This is a genomic window from Achromobacter seleniivolatilans, assembly GCF_030864005.1.
Taxonomy (GTDB): domain Bacteria; phylum Pseudomonadota; class Gammaproteobacteria; order Burkholderiales; family Burkholderiaceae_B; genus Achromobacter; species Achromobacter seleniivolatilans.
Map to the genome: position 1 here is coordinate 2,335,112 of NZ_CP132976.1, position 19,056 is coordinate 2,354,167.

The window sequence follows — 19,056 nt, forward strand, 5'->3', positions numbered from 1 at the left end:
AATGTACTAGACATTGCACCTGCCTTTTTGCCCCTTGCTTTGCAATTCGTATCTAACTTTCTTACGATGCGCTAGCCTTATCCTTGCATGTCACGAACAGGACACCGTTTTGACCATGACACCGAAGTCTTTGCTGGGCGCCCTGCTGCCGCTGGCCCTGGCCGTCACCGCCATCCCCGCACTGGCTGCGGGCATGGACTGTGCGCAGGCCAAGACGCCGACCGAATTAGCGATCTGCGCCGCCCCAGACCTGCGTCAGCAAGACAGCGATCTGGCCACGGTCTACGGCAAGTTGCGCGCCGCACGCCCAGACCAGAGCGACGCGCTGCGCGAGGCGCAGCGCGATTGGATGAAGACTCGTAATCTTTGCGCCGGTGACGCCAACTGCATCCGCACCCAGTACGACTCGCGCACCAACGAATTGCACACGCAGCTGCGCATCGCCACCGCGTATGTGCCGGATGACACCGACCGTCTCGCACTTGAAGACCTGCGTCAAGCCGTCGAGGCCGCCAGCCAGAACGACGCTGAGTTTCCTCTGGAAAACACGCTGGCAGCCTTGTCCGTCAAGAGCGGCGTGACCACATTTTCCAATGTGCGCGACCACGAAGACGACGACGAAGCGCACTTTCCCAAGAAACGGCCGGACGGGGTCACGCAAGACGAGTGGACCGCTTTGCAAGCGTCCAACATTGATGCTGGCGGTGAAAACGGCAACGCGTCCTACACCCTGATCGATCTGGATGGCGACGGACTCCGGGATCTGGTGATCAATTCCTATGTAGGCGGCACCGGCCTGTACTCGGATATCAGCGCCGTGCGCCGCAATGGCGCCCGATTCACGGCGGCAGCAGCCACGGCGATCCCAGGATTCCCCCATGACGGTGACGACACCGTCTCGGAGCTCTATACCTTGAATGGACGGGGTTCGAACCAGTCGGGCGACTGGATTCAGTTGCGCGGCCGCGTGTACGCCGCCTACCGCGTCAGCCATTACGGCGTGGATCACGTGTATTTGCTGCGGCCGCTGCGCGGCGTGGGTGTAGCGCCCGCGCTGACTGTGCAATACCGGTATCAGCTGTCGGTGCCCAAGCAGCAAAAGAATGAAGACAAAGGCACCACGCGCATCTTGGATGACACACTGCACGCCGCGCTGACTCAGGCGCTCACGCAAATCAATCCCGAAAAAATAATCGCCCCTGCGGACAACCCCAAGCCGCTTTGCCCCATTCCCGCCGGGCTGCCAGAAGTCGACCGCGGCCAATACTACAGCTACGGGCCGGGCCACTATGCCTTCGAAATTGTCGGAGACGTAGGCGTCCGGGTCGGCCCGCGCTGCTATGTCGCGCAGTTGATCAACTGGTTCGGCGGCTACGACGCCAAGAACGGACTGTATGCCATGATGGGGATGCGCGCGCCCAATGTGGATGGCGAGGAAGACGCATTCACCGTCTTTGGCAAGCGCCGCGCCATCGGGTTCGATACCTCTATCAGCCGGGTGGAAAACGGCAGCGAATAGCGAGCGGCGCAGCCGCCCGCACCGCCGTTATCCCGCCAAAGCCGCTTCCTCAAGCAACGGATAAAAGCATGCCGCCGACCGCCCTGCGGCCAGGACGTTCAGCGGCGGCACTTGCTGCGCGCAATTTGCCTCTGCCCTTGCGCAACGGGGGTGAAAAGTGCAACCCGGCGGCAAGTGCGTGGGCGCCGGAATCTCGCCCTCGATCCTGGCCAGGCGGATGCGCGCTTCGGGATCAGGCACCGGCGACGAATCGCGCAGGACCCGGCTGTAAGGGTGCAACGGATGATCCAGCACCTGGCCGGTCGGGCCGTGTTCGATGATACGGCCCAGATACATGACGCACACGGTGTCGCAAAAGTGGCGAACCACGCCCAGATCGTGCGAGACGAACACGAAGGACAGGCCGCGATCACGCTTTAAGCGCTCCATCAATTGCAGAATCTGCGCTTGCACCGACACGTCCAAGGCGGATACTGGCTCGTCGGCCACGATTAACTCGGGGTCCAGCACAAGCGCACGCGCGATACCGATGCGCTGGCGCTGACCGCCCGAGAACTCGTGCGGATAGCGGTCCAGCGCCGATAGCGGAAGGCCGACTTCCGAAATGGCCTGATCGACCTTTTCGGCGATCTGGCGCGCATTGCCCATCTTGTGTACGTAGAGCGGTTCGGCCAGCGCCTGACGCACGGTGCGGCGCGGGTTGAGTGACGCGTAAGGGTCCTGGAACACGATCTGAATACGGCGGCGCAGCGCTCGCATCGCCTGTGCACTGGCCTGCCGGATATCCTGTCCGTCAAAGACAATGCTGCCCTCGTCCGGTTCGATCAGGCGCAACAGCGTGCGCGCCACGGTGGACTTGCCGCAACCCGACTCCCCCACCAAGCCCAACGATTGGCCGCGTGCGACGCTGAACGACACGTCGTTCACCGCTCGCACAATCTGTTTTTGGCCACCCAGCCACCCGCCACCGCTTTCAAAGCGTTTGACCAGGTTGCGCACTTGCAGAAGATCGCTCATGCCTTGTCCTCATAGGGTTCGGCGCGCACCACGCAGCGCACCTGATGCGCGTGGCCAATGTTGGTCAGCTTGGGGCGTTCGGCCTCGCACCGCGCCTCTTTCAAGCGGCAGCGCGGCGCAAACGCGCAGCCCTTGGGCATGGCCGTAATGGCTGGCACGCCGCCAGGAATGGATTCCAGCACCGCGCTATCGGTGTCCACCCTGGGCATCGCGCGCAACAGGGCTTCGGTATAGGGATGCGTGGGCCGGGCAAACAGCGTCTGCACATCGGCCGTCTCGACGACTTCGCCCGCATACATGACGGCGACGCGGTCGGCAATTTGCGCGACCACGCCCAGGTTGTGGGTAATGAACACCACCGCCATTCCATAGGCTGCCTTCAGATCAGACAACAAGGTCAGAATCTGCGCCTGTATGGTGACGTCCAGCGCGGTGGTCGGTTCATCCGCCAGCAACACCCGTGGTTTACAGGCCAGCGCCATCGCAATCATGACGCGTTGGCGCATGCCGCCCGAGAACTGATGCGGATAGTCGGCAAAGCGCTTGGCTGCTGCGGGAATTTTCACCTCTTCCAGCACGTCCAGCGCCAAACGGCGGGCCTCGGCCCACGACAACTTGCGATGCTGGCGGATGGCCTCGGCAATTTGGTCGCCCACGGTCATGGTGGGATTCAGCGAGGTCATCGGTTCCTGGAAAATCATGGCGATGGCTTCACCGCGCAGCTTCATCATCTGCTTTTCGGGCAGCGTTGCCAGGTCGGTTCCATCCAGCAGAATCTGCCCGCCGCCATGGCGGGCGCCGGCTTCGGGCAACAGACGCAGGACGGACAGCGCCGTGACGCTCTTGCCGCTGCCAGATTCGCCCACAATGGCCAGCGTCTCATTGCGCGCCACTTGCAAAGACACGTCGCGCACGGCGGCGTGCCACGCGCCGCCAACGCGGAATTCCGTACGCAGTTCGCGCAATTCCAATACGGGAGCCGCGGCCACCGATGATGAGTCCGGTTGATAATTCATGAACGCTCCGAACGCAGCTTGGGATCGATGGCGTCGCGCAAAGCGTCGCCCAGCAAATTCAGCGCCAGCACGGTCAGCAAGATCGCAACGCTGGGAAATACGGTCAACCACCAGGCGTCCAGAATGTTCTCGAAGCCTTCACGGATCATGCTGCCCCAGGTGGCGGCGGGCGGCGGCACGCCCAGGCCGATAAAGCTCAGCGACGCTTCGGTGCGAATGGCGGACGCCATCCACAGCGATCCCAGCACCACTACGTCCGACACCATGTTGGGCAGAATATGAACGCCCATCAGGCGCACTGGGCCATAGCCCAACGCCCTGCCCGCTTCCACGAAATCCCGTTGTTTCAACGCGATGGTGGGCGCACGCGCCACCCGCACAAACGGCGCAATCTCGGTGATGGCGATTGCGATGATCAGGTTTTCCAGACTGGCGCCCAGCATCGCTGCCACCATCAGCCCCAGCAACAATGTGGGAAAAGACAGCAGCACATCGACCAATCCCATGATCAGTTGGTCGACCAGCCCGCCTACGTAACCGGCCAGAATGCCCAGTGCGGAACCGATGGTCATGGCGATCAGGATGGCGACAAAACCCACCAGCAGGGACACGCGTGCGCCGTAGATCAAGCGCGACAGCACATCACGGCCATAGCTGTCGGTGCCCAGCCAGAATTCAGCGGACGGCGGCTCCAGCCGGAACGCAATATTTTGGGAAAGAGGATCATGCGGAGCCAGCCAAGGCGCAAAGACGGCAGCCAGCACAATCACCAGCAGCAAACCAATGCCTACCCAGGACAGTCGATTTTTGGCCAGCGCCTGCCACAAGGCATTGGGGCGGCTGGCAGGGACAGCGGCGACGGCGCTCATTTGTATTTCACCCTAGGATCGACCAGCCCATACACCAGGTCAGTCAGCAGATTGACAACAATCACGCACGATGCAAACACCACCATCAGCCCTTGCAGCAGTGTGTAGTCCCGGCTGTTCAGCGCACCCAGGATCAGCTTGCCCAGGCCAGGCCGGTTGAAGACGATTTCGGTCAGCACGGAGTTGCCGATCAGCGTGCCGAAATACAGGCCCACGACCGTCACGATGGGAATCAAGGCATTGCGCAGGCCATGGCGCACGATCAGCCGCATCGGCCTCACGCCTTTGGCGCGTGCCGTGCGAACGTAGTCTTCGCCCATCACGCCCAGCATCGACGAGCGCGTGACGCGCATCACATAGGCCATCATGATCAGACCCAGGTTGAAGGCAGGCAGCACCAGCCCGCGCAGCTGTGTGGTCCAGTCGCCTGAACCCGTTGACCCGATGACCGGGAACCAGCGCAGCTGGATGGCAAACACCAGCAGCATCAAAATGGCGGACACAAAGGCGGGAAACGACAAACCGGTCAAGGACAGCAAACGGCCCAGATAGTCGGGCCACGCATTGCGGCGCAACGCCGCCCAGATACCCATGGGCAAGCCAAAGACCACGCCGATCAAGATGGCGGCGGCAGTCAGTTGCAGGGTCCAGGGCAGCACCAGCGCCACCTCTTGCAACACCGTGCGGCCGCTGGCCATGGACACGCCAAAATTGCCCGTCAGCATGTCGCCCAGAAAGTGCAGGTATTGCACATGCGTGGGCAGATCCAGCCCCAGGCGCAGGCGCAACGCAGCCAGGGCTTCCGCGCTGGCCTGATCGCCCAGCATGACGGCAGCGGGGTCGCCCGGCACCAGCCGCACCAGGATGAACACCGCCGTCAGCATCGCCAGTAATGTGGGGATAGCCAACAGCAGGCGCTTGATGGCGTAACGCATCATGATGACCGCTCCGGTGTGGCGCCAGCCGGGCGCATCAGCCGCTGCGCTTGCAGATTGCCGATGGCGCGGTCCGTATGGCCGCGCAGCACCAGATCCGTCAGCGCCGCGCCCACAACAGGCACCAGTTCAAAACCATGGCCCGAAAACCCGAACGCATGGAACACGCCGGGCGCATTGGGCGACGGGCCGACGATGGGCAGCATGTCTTCCGTCTTGGCTTCCAGCCCGGCCCACACGCGCACGATACGAATGTCGCGTACGGCTGGGAATAGATCCGTAGCGGCATGCGCGCCCTTGGCCAATACCTGCATCCGCGCCGTGGAGGTTTCGCGGTCCAGGTCGGGAATGCCTTGCAGGCCGCCGCCAATCACGAGCGTGCCTTGATCCGACTGCTTGAAGGACAGTGAACGGCCCATGATGGCCACCACCGGTTTGATGAAAGGCCGCAAACGTTCGCTGACCATCATCATGGAAGACTTGGTTGCCAACGGAATGTCGTCGCCCACCATGGCCGCGACGCGCGCCGACCAGGCGCCTGCCGCGTTGATGACGTAGGGAGCGGTCCAAGCGCCCGCCTCGGTCAGCGCGCGCCAATCCTGTCCCGCCCGTTCCAGGCCGGTGACGGCGCAGTGCTCGACGATCGTCACGCCCGCCGCTTCGGCGCTGTGGCGGAATGCGCGCAGCGCGCGATGCGGATCAGCCGCGCCATCGCGCCGCGCAATGGATGCGCCCAGGCAATGATGGCTGAGTTCCGGCAGCAGCCGCCGCAGTTCATCCGGCCCGATCAATTCTTCATGCGTGTAGCCGCTGGCGCGCAGGCCGCTCACCCGTGCTTCCAGCGCGGCCAGCGCCTTGGGCGTCTCGGCCACGCAGATCTGCCCATTGGCATGAAATCCGCAGTCGTCGCCCACCAAGGACGGCATGTCGTGCCACATATCCATGGCTTCCAGCGACAAGTCCAATTCGCCCAGATCGCGGTTCAGGGTCCGCACCCCAGCCGCCGTGGCGCCGGACGCGTGGCGGCCGACCCAATGGCGTTCGATCACCACGACACGCTTGCCGTGGCGAGCCACCTGCAGCGCGGCCGACAGGCCATGCAGTCCGCCGCCGATCACGATCACATCGCAACTGCGCGCGTTCATGCTTTTTCTTCCTCGATATCCAGCGATGCCAATTCGCCCAGGGTCAGCGGCTTGAGCGGCGGCCGAATGCGATAGAAACCCACTTCCGCGACGGGCCGGTTTTGCTCGGCCGCCAGAATGTGCGCGATGGTGTATCCGCACTGGCGGCCCTGGCACGGCCCCATGCCGGCACGCGTGTACGACTTGATCTGGTTGGGTCCCGGCTGGCCGATGGCGGCTGCCTTGCGGATGTCGCCCGCCGTCAGTTCTTCGCAGCGGCACACGATCGTGTCGTCTGGCGGCGAAAAGATGCTGGCGCGCGGCGGATACAAAGCATCCAGCATGGGCCGCAGGCGCAACAGCCCGGCCAATTTTTCATGCAACGGGGCAGCCAGACCCAAGGCCGCTTGCGGCGTCAGACGGCCGGTCTGTTGGGCAATGCCGATGGCGGCAAGCTCGCCACGCACACAGGCAGCTTGCGCGCCGCCGATACCCGCGCCATCGCCCGCTACGTAAACCCCTGACTTGCTGGTCTGGCCCCATTCGTCCACGTTGGGCGTCAGGCAAGCCTGTTGCACATTCCAGCTGTGATCGCATTCCAAAGCGCGCGTCATGTGGATCGAAGGCACCACGCCTTCATGCGACAACAGCACGCTGGCCGGCGCGCGCACGGTCTTGCCGTCCCCGCCCGTATATTCCACTTCTTGCAGACGTCCGTCGCCCAGGGCGCGCAGGGCCGTCACGCCGCGCACGCGCTTGACGCCCGCCGCCTTGATTTCGCGCAACCACGCCATGCCCTTGGACACATCGCCCCAACCCGCCAGTGCAGCGCCGGCCCACGGCAAGGCGCGGCGCCAGCCTCCGGGCGGAGACGTGTCCAGCCAACCGGCAATCTTGCCGCCAGCACGCAGCAATTGCGCCATGTACAACAAGGGCAAGGGGCCGCTGCCCGCAACCCATACCGGCTCGGACGGAACCTGACGCGACGTTTTCAGCAGGATTTGCGCGGCGCCCACCGTCAGCACACCCGGCAAGGTCCAGCCGGGAAATGGCGCCGGACGTTCTTGCGCGCCCAAGGCCAGCACGATTTGATTCGCGCGCACCGCTTCCGCCTGACCGTCGCGTGTCATGTAGACATGCCAGCCGGGCTCAATCTGCCAGACCTGGGTTTGGGGCTGATACACGGCGCCAGAAGCGCGGAACCGCGCGGCCAGATCCAGTCCGGCGCGATACTCATCGCCCAATAGTTTGCCGGTCGGCGTACCTGCCACGGCCTCGACCGCCCGCCAGATTTGTCCGCCCGGCGCGGCTTGCTCGTCCACCACCAGCACCGACAATCCTTGGCCGCGCAGCCCGATGGCCGCGCTCATGCCAGCGGGGCCAGCGCCAATCACCACAACATCGAATTCGCGTTTCATGGCATCACGCTCCGGCGGCCGAATTGGCGTTCCACACACATGCCTTCGCGCACCGTCACCAGACAGGTCTGGGTGGACGCCACGCCATCCACAATGGCCAGGCAGTCAAAGCACACGCCCATCATGCAAAACGGCGCGCGCGGGCTTTCGTGCACGGGCGTGGTCCGGCTGGCGGGCGTCTGCTGGCGCAGCAGCACGGCTGCCACGGTTTCGCCGGGTTCGGCGGTGACGGACTCGCCGTCGATGGTGAGCGTCAGCGCGGGCGCGCCGGACTCATGCAGCTTTCTGAACATTGAAGCGCTCATGGTGAAAGGCATCCAGGATGTCGGGCAGCGCGCCGCCAGCCAATGCGCGGGCGTATTGCCCCGCATGGAAAGAGGCCAGCGTTACGCCGGAATGGCACAGCGCGATTTCCGCGCCGGATTGAAGAGGAGAACTTGCATAGACGGGGCAGCCGTCGGGCGTCATGATCCGCAGGCAAGACCACTGCCGCACCAGCCGGGCTCGCGCCAGGTCGGGCAGAATGCGCAGGGCGTTGCGCGTCATCCGCACCGCGGCCTGAGAAGTGGTGCTCAGGTCGTAGCCGACTTCTTCTTGCGTCAGCCCAACCATCACCGTGCCTTCGCCGGTCTGGCGGATGCCGCTGGCTGGCACAGGCAAGACAGGCGCCAGTCTTTCGGTCACCAGAATCTGGCCACGCTGGGGCCGCAGCGGCACATCCAGCCCCACCATCGCACCCAGCGCGGCGGAACCCAAACCGGCGGCGATGACCACGCGCTCGGCACGAGCCGAAAATGCGCCCGCTGCGACCGAGAACCCGCCACCGGGCAACGGGTCGATTGCGGTAACGGCATGGCGGTTCAGCAATGTTCCGCCCTGGCGCAGAAAAGCAGTTTGCAGCGCGGCCAGCAGCCGCAACGGATTGACGTGACCGTCCAGCTCGCCAACGCTTGCGCCCGCCACGGCCTGCCCCAAGCGCATTGCCGGATAACGGCGCAGCAGCTCGCCGCGATCCAGTACGCGGGCACAGGGCGCCAGTTCAGGCGCTTGCGCGTGCCAGGCGGCAAGACGGGCAACGCGCGCCGAGAGTTCCGCGTCGCTCATGCAGAAATGCAGGCCGCCCTTGCGTTCGTAGGCCAAGTCCACGCCGCTATCGGCTTGCAGTTGTTCCGCGAACGCGGGCCAGGCCTGCACTGCCAAATGCGACAAACGTTGGTAGGCCGGGTGGCCATGACCCTTGCCTTGCAGCCACACCAGACCGAAGTTGGCCTTGGCCGCGCGAAAATCCGTGTCTGCGCCGTCCAGCATCAGCACGCGGCGGCCCTGTCCAGCCAAGCCGTAAGCGATGGCCGCGCCCACCATGCCGGCGCCGGCCACGATGACGTCATAGTCCTGCGCCATGGCGGAACCTCCTTGTGCGGCAAGATGCGACGCTATAACCTTTGCGACTGGCAAGCTCGCTATCGTCAAATTGGGTTATGGCATGAAAGAAACGTTGAACCTGCGGCAGATCGAGGCATTTAAGGCGGTTGTCGAACACGGCACCGTCAGCCAGGCAGCTATCGTGTTGGGCGTTTCGCAGCCCGCCGTCAGCAAGCTGCTGTCCCACCTGGAAACCGATACCGGGCTGTCGCTGTTTGACCGCGTGCGCGGCAAACTGGCGCCTTCCGTGCAAGGCATGCGCCTGTACGAAGAAATCGACCGCGTGTTCAGCGGGCTGCGTCAGGTGGAACAGGCCGTGGAGTCGATCCGCCGCGATGAGCAGCGCACCCTGAATGTGGGCGTGCTGCCTGCGCTGTCCGGCTCCTTCATTCGCCGCGTCACCATGCAGTTTTTGAAAACGCATCCCGATGTCCGCGTGTCCATCCAAAGCCGCGGATCGCTGTTCCTGGCCGACTGGCTGGCTACCCGGCATATCGACGTGGCGCTGGTGGGAAGCCGGGTCGACAATCCATATATCGACCGCGAACCCCTCTTTCCCTACCCGCTGTTCTGCGCCATGCCCGTCAATCACGAGCTGACGCGCAAACGCGTCGTGCGGCCACGCGATCTGAGCGGCTTGCCGTTCGTGTCCTTTGGCGCAGACAGCCAGACGCATGAGCTGGTGCGCCAGGCGTTCGACGAGGCAGACGCCAAGCTGAACGTGGTGCTGGACACGAACACGGCGCCCACGGCCTGCGAATTTGTCGCGGCGGGGCTGGGGGTTTCGTTGATTCATCCGCTGTTTGCCGAAGGGTTGCAAAGCCGCCTGGTGCTGAGGCGGTTCGATCCAGAGTTGCAGTTCCACTTCCAGTTGTGCCGCGTGCATTCATCACGCAACGCAGCGCTGGTCGAGACATTTGTCGAGGAAGCCCGCAACGTCGCCGCGCAGGTCTCCCGCGAATTGCTCAAAGGTCAGTGATGCAGAGGCGCGTCAGGGCGCGGTAATTGTGGTGAGTTCAGTGATGGGCGGCTGCAGGTTCAACGCGCCGCTCAGCGTGTAGCCGTAATTCACGCGGTCGCCATGCGCCCACACCTGCTTGAGTCCGAACAGCGGCACCGCGCAGACATCGTCATGGATCTGAACCTGAGCCTGCTTCCAGAGCGCCAGTTGCTTCTGGGCGTCCGGTTCCACGCGCGCTTGGCGGATGGCGTCGTCAGCCACCGAGCAATGCGAAAAATTCGACATCGCCCCCGGCGCGCCAATGGCCGCTGCCGAATCGTAGAACTCGGTCAGATAGGTGTCCGCATTGGGAAAGCGCGCAGCGCCGTAGAAAACCAGTCCGCTCAAATCCTGCCGGCTCTTGGCCTGATAAGTCGCGTGATCCACCACTTCCATCTGCAACTTGATACCGGCCTTGGCCAACTGCGCCTGCACGATTTCCATGATGGGCTGCTGCGCCGAAATATTCGACACAATGGACTTGATCTCGACCCCGTTGGGGAAACCCGCTACGGCCAGCAGCTTCTTGGCGCGTTCCACGTCATAGGCATAAGCGCCTGTGCCGCAGTCCTGGCCCAGATAACCATTGGGCACAACCGAACATCCCTTGTCGGCCACATCCTTGCCCGCGTAGCGCACAATCTCGTCCACATTGATCGCGGCAGCCACGGCCTGGCGCACCTTTACATTGTCCAGCGGCTTGATATTGCGATTGATATGCAGTGTGCGGAATTCGGCGGGCTCGAAAATATCGATCTTCATGCCGCGCTTGGCCGAACGCTCAACCCAACGCTGCTCGCGCTTGCCCTGCATCACGTCGATCTCGTTGGACGTAAATGCCAGTTCGCGCGCGCTGTCCGACGGAATCATGCGATACATGATGCCGCCCAGTTTGGGTTTGCCGCGGAAGTAGGCGTCATTGGCCACCAGCTTTACGTACTGCTGCGTCACGTGTTCGCCAAAGGCGAACGGGCCGGTGCCGATGGGGCCTGCACCGAACTTGTCGCCCAGCTTCTCGGCGGCCTTTTTGCTGACGATATTGCCGCCGTGGTAGTTGGACACCCGTCCCAGAAACGCCGCATCGGGATACTTCAAGGAGATGCGCACGGTGTAGTCATCCACCGCTTCCACCTTGTCGATGATGGCAAACGTGGCAGCAAAGCTGGACCGGTTGGCATCGCCTGCGCGCTGGATGGAATACACCACATCCTCGGCCTTCAACTCACCATAGCCGCCATGAAACTGCACGCCGTGGCGCAGATGAAACGTCCAGACCTTGCTGTCGGCCGAAGCTTCCCAACGTTCTGCCAGATCCGCTTCAAGCGCCTTGGGGTCGGCGCTGCCAGCCGGAAAGCGAACCAGCGCATTGAACATCTCCGCCGCCACGCCTTTGTCCACGGTGGAAGTGGCACGATGCGGGTCCAGCGTAGCGTTATCGGCCGCGCCTGAACTGATGCGCAACATGGGGCGTTCTTGCGCCGTTGCCGTGGCGGAAAGACCGGTGCTACAGGCTGCCAGCAATGCGGCCGCAAGAACAAGGTGTACAGGACGTTTCATAACTTCCCTTATGCGCCGCGCACTTGCGGCCTTCGTGATCTGTAGTCAGAGGTACAACGTGACAGCAGACTAGAATCGGGAAGCCATGGCGTCAAAGTCCTTCAGGTGCTTGGTCTATTCCCCAGGGTTATAGGGTCGAGGTTTGGCGTCCCCTGATCCGGGGGGCCGGCAAGATAGCTAGTGGTTAGTACTGAGGACGGAAAATCAGCGGATCTAGGGAAAGTACTTAGCTCAGTGGGAGCGAGTCTATCGGCAGCCCATGCGCTGCCGCCGACCACGCCGAGCCAGACTTTTTGCATCATCAATTCTAATTATCAATATCCATTAAACTGATGCAAACCTGACGGCGGGCGGCGCTGCCTAGCATACAAGCGCCCGCTGGCTGCGGCCCGTTCCGCAACGCACTCTCTTTGTGACCCCGGAGTTTTCCCTTGAGCGATATTTACCAATTCAGCCGCGGCACCGCCCCCCTGCTGATTTCGATTCCCCATCTGGGCAGTCAGATTCCCGACGCGCAACGCGCGCAGATGACGGCGCTGGGCCTGGAATCCGGCGACACCGATTGGCATCTGGACACGCTGTACCAATTTGCCGAGGCGCTTGGCGCTTCCATCATCGGCGCGCGCTATTCGCGTTATGTGGTGGACCTGAACCGCCCGCCCAACGATGAAAGCCTGTACCCCGGCCAGACCAAAACGGGCTTGTGCCCTGCTCAGACATTTCGCGGCGATGCGCTGTATCAGCACGACGGCGTGCTGACGGATGCGGAACGCGAGCACCGCTTGAATACCTATTGGCAGCCTTATCACGCCAAGCTGCGTGAAGAACTGGACCGCATCAAGGCCGAGCATGGCACGGTGCTGCTGTGGGAAGCGCATTCGATCGCCAGCGTGTTGCCCCGCTTGTTTGACGGCAAGCTGCCGGACCTGAACATCGGCACCTCTGACGGCGCAGCCTGCGCGCCAGACATTCTGGCAGCGGTTTCCGCACAGCTGGAAAACTGCGCGGACTACACCTGGGCCATCAACGGCCGTTTCAAGGGCGGCTACATCACGCGCCATTACGGCTCGCCCGCAGACAACGTCCACGCGATCCAGCTGGAAATGTGCCAATCCACCTACATGAACGAAACGCACCCCTATGCGTATCGCCAGGATCTGGCCGGCAAGGTCATCCCGGTCGTCGAAGGCATGGTGCGGGCCGCCCTGGAACAGACCACGGCGCGCCAGCGCTGATTCCCGGTCTACCCCTTGCCCCGGACGCCGCAAGCCATGAATCGCTTTTCCTTCAGCACGACGGAAAACTATCCTGAATGGAGTTTGCTGCTGACCTGGGTAGCAGTGGTGGAAGCCGCGTCGGTGTCGGGCGCCGCGCGGCTGTTGGGTCTGTCGCAAGCGGCAGTGTCGCAACGGATCAAGCAGCTGGAGGCAGCAATGTCGACCGAACTGCTTGACCGCAGCACGCGTCCCGCCCGGCCCACGCCTGCGGGCGAATTGCTGTTTGACCATGCCGCGCGTTTGCTCGCGCAGGCGGGCGACATGACGGAAAGCGTGCGCAACCTGAGCCGGGCCAAACGCAATATTGTCCGTTTCGGTTGCGTGGACTCCTTCGCTGGCACCTTGGGGCCTACGTTGATTCACGGGCTGTCTGGGGCGTCGCGCCAGATCCGGTTATGGTCAGGCATTACGCCCGTGCTGGACAAGCAGCTCGAAGACCGGCAACTGGATCTCGTGGTCACCACCAGCGCGTCGGCGGGCAAACCCACCATCCGTAAATACAGCTTGTTTTCCGAGCCATACGTGTTGATCGTGCCGCTTTCGATGAACATGGACAAGATCGATACGCTGAAAGAGCTGGGCACGCGCGCCCAGTTCATCCGCTACAGCGCGCGGTCTTTCATTGGCGCCGAGATCGATCGCCTGGTCGAATCGCACGACGTCATCATTGAGCGCACCTTTGAATTCGACAATACTGATCCGCTGCTGAGTCTGGTGACGGCCGGGCTGGGTTTTGCGATCAGCACGCCGCTGTGCATCTGGCAGTCGCGCCACTTTCTAGATCAGTTGCGCGTGTTGCCGCTGGCGCCGTATCTGGGCATTACGCGCAGCGACGACGCCAGCCTGTCACGGACCCTGTATCTGGCCGCCCGCCACCAGGAAGTGGGCAAGCTGCCCACCGAGGCGCGGGACGTGATCCTGATGGCAATGGAACGGTTGATTCAAAAGGATATTGCTCCGGCCTTGGGGCTGCCGCCTGCGACCTTGTGGCGGAATTTGCGGCGGTAGCGAGGCTACCGCGCGCATCACTCACTACCCTACCGACGCCGTCAATACCGGCACGGCCTCGAACAGATCCGCCACCAATCCATAATCCGCCACGCCAAAGATCGGCGCGTCGCCGTCTTTGTTGATGGCAACAATGGTCTTGGAATCCTTCATGCCAGCCAGGTGCTGGATCGCGCCTGAAATGCCGACGGCAACATACAGTTCCGGCGCCACGATCTTCCCCGTCTGCCCGACCTGCCAGTCATTGGGCGCATAACCCGCGTCCACCGCAGCGCGGGACGCGCCTAGCGCCGCGCCCAGCTTCTCGGCCAACGGGTCCAGCAGCTTGAAGTTATCCGCGCTGCCCAAGCCCCGGCCGCCCGCCACCACCACGCGCGCGCCGCCCAGTTCGGGGCGTTCTGATGCCGCGATTTCCCGGCTGACAAAGCGCGACAGACCCGAATCCGCCACGGCAGGCACCGCTTCCACCGCCGCGCTGCCGCCACTGCTTGCGGCCGCATCAAACGCCGTGGGCCGGATCGTGGCGACGATGACGGGGTAGCCGCTTTTCACCGTGGCAATCGCGTTACCTGCATAGATGGGGCGTTTGAAGGTATCGGGCGCCAGCACCTCGATCACATCCGACACCTGCGCCACGTCCAGCAACGCAGCGATGCGCGGGGCCACGCTCTTGCCTTGCGCCGTGGCGGCCAGGAACAGATGGGAATAGGCGCCAGCCACCGCCACCGCCTGCGCGGCCACGGTTTCCGCCAAGCCGGCAGCCAGCTGGGGCGCGTCGGCCAGCAGCACCTTCTCCACGCCTGCAACGCCAGCGGCAGCGTCTGCCGCTGCCCGCGCATCGGCGCCCGCGACCAGCACGTGGATGGGCATCGCGAGCTTGCCGGCGGCGGCAATGGCGCTTAATGTCGCGCCGTTCAGTGTGCGCGCATCGTGTTCGGCAATAACCAGAACTGTCATCAGATCACCTTGGCTTCGTTCTTCAGTTTGTCGACCAGCGCAGCCACATCGGCCACACGGACTCCCGGGGCGCGCGCAGGCGGCTCTTGCACGCGCAACGTTTCCAGACGGGACACGGGGTCCACGCCCAGCGCCTCCGGCGTCTCAATATCCACCGGCTTTTTCTTGGCCTTCATGATGTTGGGCAAGGTCACATAACGCGGCTCGTTCAGGCGCAGGTCGGCGGTGACGATCGCGGGCAAGGTAAGTTCCAGCACTTCCAGCCCGCCGTCGACCTCACGGGTGACACGCACATTGCCGCCGCTGATCTCGATGGCGCTGGCGTTGGTGGCTTGCGGCCAGCCCAACAGCGCGGCCAGCATCTGGCCTGTCTGGCAGGCGTCATCATCAATCGCCTGCTTACCCAAAATCACTAGCGCGGGCGCTTCCTTTTGCACGACAGCGCGCAACAGCTTGGCCACCGCCAAGGGTTGCAGTGCGGTGTCCGTCTGCACCAGCACGCCGCGATCAGCCCCGATTGCAAGCGCTGTGCGCAACGTTTCCTGCGACTGGGCGGTGCCGCAAGACACGGCGACCACTTCCGTGGCGGCGCCCTGCTCTTTCAGCCGTACTGCGGCTTCGACGGCAATTTCATCAAACGGGTTCATCGACATCTTCACGTTGCCAATGTCGACGCCGCTTTGGTCGGCTTTGACGCGCACGTTGACGTTGTAGTCAACCACACGCTTGACCGCGGCTATTACCTTCATGCGAATACTCCTGGATTAAGGAATCAACGAACGCCCCTGCCCTGGGCAGGCGTGCGGGGCGTGGGGTGAACAGACGTTTCATCGGGCGCAAAGCGCAAGTCCAGCAACACAGCGCCCAGCGCGTACTGCGCAGGCGGTTGCGTCAATACGAAGGCATTGCGCGCAGTGCCGCGACAGGCCGGATCGATAACGAAGTCGCCCGGGGCAAGCATGACGCGCGCATCCCCCGCCCCGCCCGCCAGATGCCCCGGCGCCAACGCAAGCATCACGCGCACAGTCTGCGTCGCCGCGTCCGGCGCTGATCCCGCGGCCAACGCCTGCTGGACCGACCCCGCGCAAACCACGCTGGCCTGGACCGCGCCACGCAGCACAAACAGGTTCAACACGCGCACCGCGCCTCCACGCAGCCGGGACTGGAACGCCACATCGCCCGCAAATGCCGTGGCGATGCCCGGCAGCAGCGCGACTTCAATGCCGTCGCCCAACAGGTCAACCCCGTCGCCAGACATCACCACCGACACGCGGTCATAACCCGGAAAGCAGGAGTACGGACCGTCGCGCTCGATGTCGGCCACGCTGACGCGCCAGCGCGGCGTGCGACCTGGGATGGCGTCATCCACCGCCAGCGTGCGTGTAACGCCGCCACCGTTTTTCCACGGCTCGGGCGGCAAGGCCAGCCAGTTGGCGCGCGTCGGGCCAGCAGGATCAGGAAACTGCGCCAAGGCCGTACTTCCCGGTCAGGAGCGCGCCGCTTGCAAAGCGGGTGATGTCGTAAGGCGTAAGCGGCACATCGGTGGCCAAGCCCAGCGCTTCTTGCGCCAACACCCGGCCCACGGTGGGTGACAGCTTGAATCCGTGGCCCGAAAAGCCAAAGCCTACGATCAGGCCATGCACGCCGGGCACGCGGCCCAGTACGGGATTCCAGTCAGGCGTTACGTCGTACACGCCGGTCCAGGACGAGGCCAGGCCCGCCGTCTCATACGCGGGAAAGCGTTCGGCCACTTGCGCGCCCACTTCCGCCACGTAGTCCAGCGGAATATCACCCTGTTCAGCGTCGCTCTTTTGCAGCGCTTCGCCCACAATGCCTTCGCTGACCAGCATCTGGTTGCCGCCGTAGCTGCGGCAATACAGCATGCCGGGCGAGGCCAGATCCTTGTAGACCGGCATCGAATACGTGTACGGCGCTTGCTCGCAATCCAGGGCCAGCACGGCGTGGCGCTCCGGCACAACCGGCATCGCGACGCCAGTCCATCCGGCGAGCTCCGAGGTCCAGATGTTTTGGGTGCTGATGACGAGCGGACTTGCGTAGTCCCCTTCGGAGGTGGATACGCCGACAACACGGCCGTTTTCGATCAGCAGTTTTCGCACGTCGACATTTTCACGGATGGTCACGCCACGGCGGCGCGCGCCACGCGCAAAACTTGTCGCCACCAGGTAGGCATCGGCAAAGCCGGCTTCGGGTTCAAAGCCGATCAGGGCGGCGTCGTCAAACGTGGCAATGGGCAGCAGCTCACGCGCCTGGGCGGCATTCAGCAGCTCCAGCGCAATACCTTGATCGCGTTGCTGCGCCAGTGCGCTGCGCAGCGGTTCCAGCTTGTCGTTGTCGGCCGCGCTGATCAGGTAGCCGCATTTCACCAATCCACACGAGGCTTCGTCATCGCCCACGTAGCTGGCGAAGTTGTTGAATACGTTCCACGAACGCTGTGCCAGTTCCACGTTTTCCCGCACCGAATAGTGGGTGCGCAAAATGCCGGAGGACTGCGATGTCGTGCCCGCGCCGATCGTAGCCCGATCCAGCACCAGCACGTTCTTCGCGCCCAGCTCGGCAAGATGAAAGGCCACAGAACTGCCGATCACGCCGGCACCAATCACGATCACGTCATAACTCTTCACGACTAGGCTCCAAGAACAGGTGGCGCCAGTGTGACCGCGGGTTTTCAAGGCCGCCGCAATATAAGCATGGCGAATACTGAATAGAAGCGGCGCTATCGGACGCGGCTATCCAGACGCCTATCGCCAGTCTGCGCGACTCGGATTGCTTAAGCAGAACAAATTTTGACCATCGCTGATTCTTATATTCATGCCAGAGCGCGGCCGCCGGGTGACAGTCTGGTCTGCCGCACCCCAGAGTGCCGGCGACATGAAATCTATCAGTCAATCTACAGTCAAGTAGGGGAAAAATATGAACATGAATCGCCGCGCCATGCTGGTGCGCACCGCAGCCTTGGCGGGCGCCAGCGCCCTTGGATTTCCCATGGTCGCCCGCGCCGCCAATGCGTCCTACACCTACGGCGGTTCCGCTTGGCTGGGTCATTATTCGGCCTACATCGCCATGAAGACGGGCCTCTTCGCCAAGCAGGGGCTGGACATCAAGTGGCAGAGTTTTGCCACGTCGTCTGACCGGATGAGCGCTGTGATGGCCGGCAATATCGATCTGGCCGGCACCGGCGTGGTGTCGTCGCTGGCGTTGATGGCAGCCGGCGCGCGCCAGTTCCAGGTGATCGCCACGCCCAACAACTTCGGCCGCGCGGAAGGCGTGCTCGTGCGCGAAGACGTCAAGTCGGTTGCCGATCTGAAAGGCAAGAAGATCGGCGTCACTTACGCGTCAAGCGCCCACGTGCTGCTGCTGGACGTGCTGCGTCAGGCCGGTCTGAACCCGGATAAGGACGTGTCCATCATCAACCTGCCGGCGACCAATCTGCTGTCGGCCTACCAGGGCAAGCAGATCGACGCGGCTGTCGCCTGGACCCCGGCGTTCGACCGTATCAAAGCCGTGCCCGGCACCCATGTGCTGCTGGACGACACCGCCTTCTCGCTCTACAAGCAGTACGCCATCACCCCGGGGCCGGACGTGCTGCTGACGCACGCCAAACTGGGACGCGACAATCCGGAGGCGGTGAAGAAATTCCTGCAAGCCGTATTCCAGGCCAATACCCTGCTGACCGAGCAACCCGAGGAGGCCGCTGGCGTGCTGCTGGAACTGACCGGCCTGTCCAAAGAAGAACAACTGGCCGTCATCAAGCAAACGCAGTGGTATTCGGCGGCGGATCAAAAGGCGCTGATGGTGGACCCGGGTAATTTCGTCGGCGGCATGCAAAAGCTGGCCGAGATGCTGGTGTCGCTCAAGCAGATCGACAAAGCGCCCACGGTCAAGGACTGGGTCCAGGCCTCGTACCTGTAAGCACGGA

Annotated in this window: 18 protein-coding genes; 5 read left to right on the forward strand and 13 right to left on the reverse strand. The window is 63.3% G+C overall.

All coding sequences use genetic code 11. The features are described from left to right. Window positions 1–115 precede the first annotated feature (115 nt). On the forward strand, window positions 116–1,519 hold the full coding sequence (locus tag RAS12_RS10270; RefSeq protein ID WP_306947937.1) for a lysozyme inhibitor LprI family protein: 1,404 nt from the start codon (window positions 116–118) through the stop codon (window positions 1,517–1,519). A gap of 27 nt (window positions 1,520–1,546) precedes the next feature. Here RAS12_RS10270 and RAS12_RS10275 read toward each other — a convergent pair whose 3' ends face one another. The 8 genes from RAS12_RS10275 to RAS12_RS10310 are packed head-to-tail and all read right to left on the reverse strand — an operon-like array spanning window position 1,547 to window position 9,299. Then, window positions 1,547–2,536 (reverse strand): ABC transporter ATP-binding protein, encoded by a 990-nt coding sequence (locus tag RAS12_RS10275; RefSeq protein WP_306947938.1) that lies wholly within the window; start codon window positions 2,534–2,536, stop codon window positions 1,547–1,549. After that, a complete protein-coding gene (locus tag RAS12_RS10280; RefSeq protein WP_306947940.1) occupies window positions 2,533–3,552 on the reverse strand; it encodes an ABC transporter ATP-binding protein in 1,020 nt (339 codons plus the stop codon). Before RAS12_RS10280 ends, RAS12_RS10275 begins: the two co-directional genes overlap by 4 nt. Then, the gene (locus RAS12_RS10285; protein ID WP_306947942.1) at window positions 3,549–4,421 is read right to left on the reverse strand and encodes an ABC transporter permease; all 873 of its coding nucleotides are present in this window, start codon (window positions 4,419–4,421) and stop codon (window positions 3,549–3,551) included. Before RAS12_RS10285 ends, RAS12_RS10280 begins: the two co-directional genes overlap by 4 nt. Then, the gene (locus tag RAS12_RS10290; RefSeq protein WP_306947943.1) at window positions 4,418–5,359 is read right to left on the reverse strand and encodes an ABC transporter permease; all 942 of its coding nucleotides are present in this window, start codon (window positions 5,357–5,359) and stop codon (window positions 4,418–4,420) included. Before RAS12_RS10290 ends, RAS12_RS10285 begins: the two co-directional genes overlap by 4 nt. Continuing rightward, window positions 5,356–6,501 carry an NAD(P)/FAD-dependent oxidoreductase gene (locus RAS12_RS10295; RefSeq protein ID WP_306947945.1) on the reverse strand — a complete coding sequence of 382 codons (1,146 nt, stop codon included), beginning with the start codon at window positions 6,499–6,501 and terminating at the stop codon, window positions 5,356–5,358. The genes RAS12_RS10290 and RAS12_RS10295 overlap by 4 nt, the downstream gene beginning before the upstream one ends. Then, window positions 6,498–7,898, reverse strand: coding sequence for an FAD-dependent oxidoreductase (locus RAS12_RS10300; protein ID WP_306947947.1), 1,401 nt, complete (start codon window positions 7,896–7,898; stop codon window positions 6,498–6,500). The genes RAS12_RS10295 and RAS12_RS10300 overlap by 4 nt, the downstream gene beginning before the upstream one ends. Further along, window positions 7,895–8,191: a (2Fe-2S)-binding protein gene (locus tag RAS12_RS10305; protein WP_306947949.1), complete on the reverse strand. Its 297-nt coding sequence runs from the start codon at window positions 8,189–8,191 to the stop codon at window positions 7,895–7,897. Before RAS12_RS10305 ends, RAS12_RS10300 begins: the two co-directional genes overlap by 4 nt. Next, window positions 8,172–9,299: an NAD(P)/FAD-dependent oxidoreductase gene (locus RAS12_RS10310; RefSeq protein WP_306947951.1), complete on the reverse strand. Its 1,128-nt coding sequence runs from the start codon at window positions 9,297–9,299 to the stop codon at window positions 8,172–8,174. The genes RAS12_RS10305 and RAS12_RS10310 overlap by 20 nt, the downstream gene beginning before the upstream one ends. An 82-nt stretch (window positions 9,300–9,381) precedes the next feature. On the opposite strand from RAS12_RS10310, the gene RAS12_RS10315 reads away from it, so the two are divergent. Continuing rightward, complete coding sequence (locus RAS12_RS10315) at window positions 9,382–10,299, forward strand: LysR substrate-binding domain-containing protein (RefSeq protein WP_306947952.1); 918 nt, start codon at window positions 9,382–9,384, stop codon at window positions 10,297–10,299. Window positions 10,300–10,311: 12 nt separating this feature from the next. Here RAS12_RS10315 and RAS12_RS10320 read toward each other — a convergent pair whose 3' ends face one another. Beyond that, window positions 10,312–11,877 carry an ABC transporter substrate-binding protein gene (locus RAS12_RS10320; RefSeq protein WP_306947954.1) on the reverse strand — a complete coding sequence of 522 codons (1,566 nt, stop codon included), beginning with the start codon at window positions 11,875–11,877 and terminating at the stop codon, window positions 10,312–10,314. A 431-nt stretch (window positions 11,878–12,308) separates the two neighbouring features. Here RAS12_RS10320 and hutG point away from each other — a divergent pair, with 431 nt between their 5' ends. Together hutG and RAS12_RS10330 are read left to right on the forward strand one after the other, a co-directional pair. Beyond that, on the forward strand, window positions 12,309–13,112 hold the full coding sequence (gene hutG / locus RAS12_RS10325; RefSeq protein ID WP_306947956.1) for an N-formylglutamate deformylase: 804 nt from the start codon (window positions 12,309–12,311) through the stop codon (window positions 13,110–13,112). A gap of 36 nt (window positions 13,113–13,148) precedes the next feature. After that, window positions 13,149–14,162, forward strand: a complete 1,014-nt coding sequence (locus RAS12_RS10330; protein WP_306947958.1) for a LysR family transcriptional regulator — start codon at window positions 13,149–13,151, stop codon at window positions 14,160–14,162. A gap of 24 nt (window positions 14,163–14,186) precedes the next feature. Here RAS12_RS10330 and RAS12_RS10335 read toward each other — a convergent pair whose 3' ends face one another. Genes RAS12_RS10335 through RAS12_RS10350 form a run of 4 tightly spaced genes read right to left on the reverse strand, consistent with a single transcriptional unit; the run spans window position 14,187 to window position 17,761 of the window. Next, entirely contained in the window at window positions 14,187–15,119 is a 933-nt protein-coding gene (locus RAS12_RS10335; protein ID WP_306947960.1) for an FAD-binding protein, read from the reverse strand. Further along, entirely contained in the window at window positions 15,119–15,868 is a 750-nt protein-coding gene (locus tag RAS12_RS10340; protein WP_306947962.1) for an electron transfer flavoprotein subunit beta/FixA family protein, read from the reverse strand. The genes RAS12_RS10335 and RAS12_RS10340 overlap by 1 nt, the downstream gene beginning before the upstream one ends. A gap of 23 nt (window positions 15,869–15,891) precedes the next feature. Continuing rightward, complete coding sequence (locus RAS12_RS10345) at window positions 15,892–16,590, reverse strand: HutD/Ves family protein (protein WP_306947963.1); 699 nt, start codon at window positions 16,588–16,590, stop codon at window positions 15,892–15,894. Next, complete coding sequence (locus tag RAS12_RS10350) at window positions 16,574–17,761, reverse strand: NAD(P)/FAD-dependent oxidoreductase (protein WP_306947966.1); 1,188 nt, start codon at window positions 17,759–17,761, stop codon at window positions 16,574–16,576. The genes RAS12_RS10345 and RAS12_RS10350 overlap by 17 nt, the downstream gene beginning before the upstream one ends. Before the next feature lie 289 nt (window positions 17,762–18,050). Between RAS12_RS10350 and RAS12_RS10355 the strand changes: the two genes are divergently transcribed. After that, on the forward strand, window positions 18,051–19,049 hold the full coding sequence (locus RAS12_RS10355) for an aliphatic sulfonate ABC transporter substrate-binding protein (protein WP_306947967.1): 999 nt from the start codon (window positions 18,051–18,053) through the stop codon (window positions 19,047–19,049). Window positions 19,050–19,056: the final 7 nt, after the last annotated feature.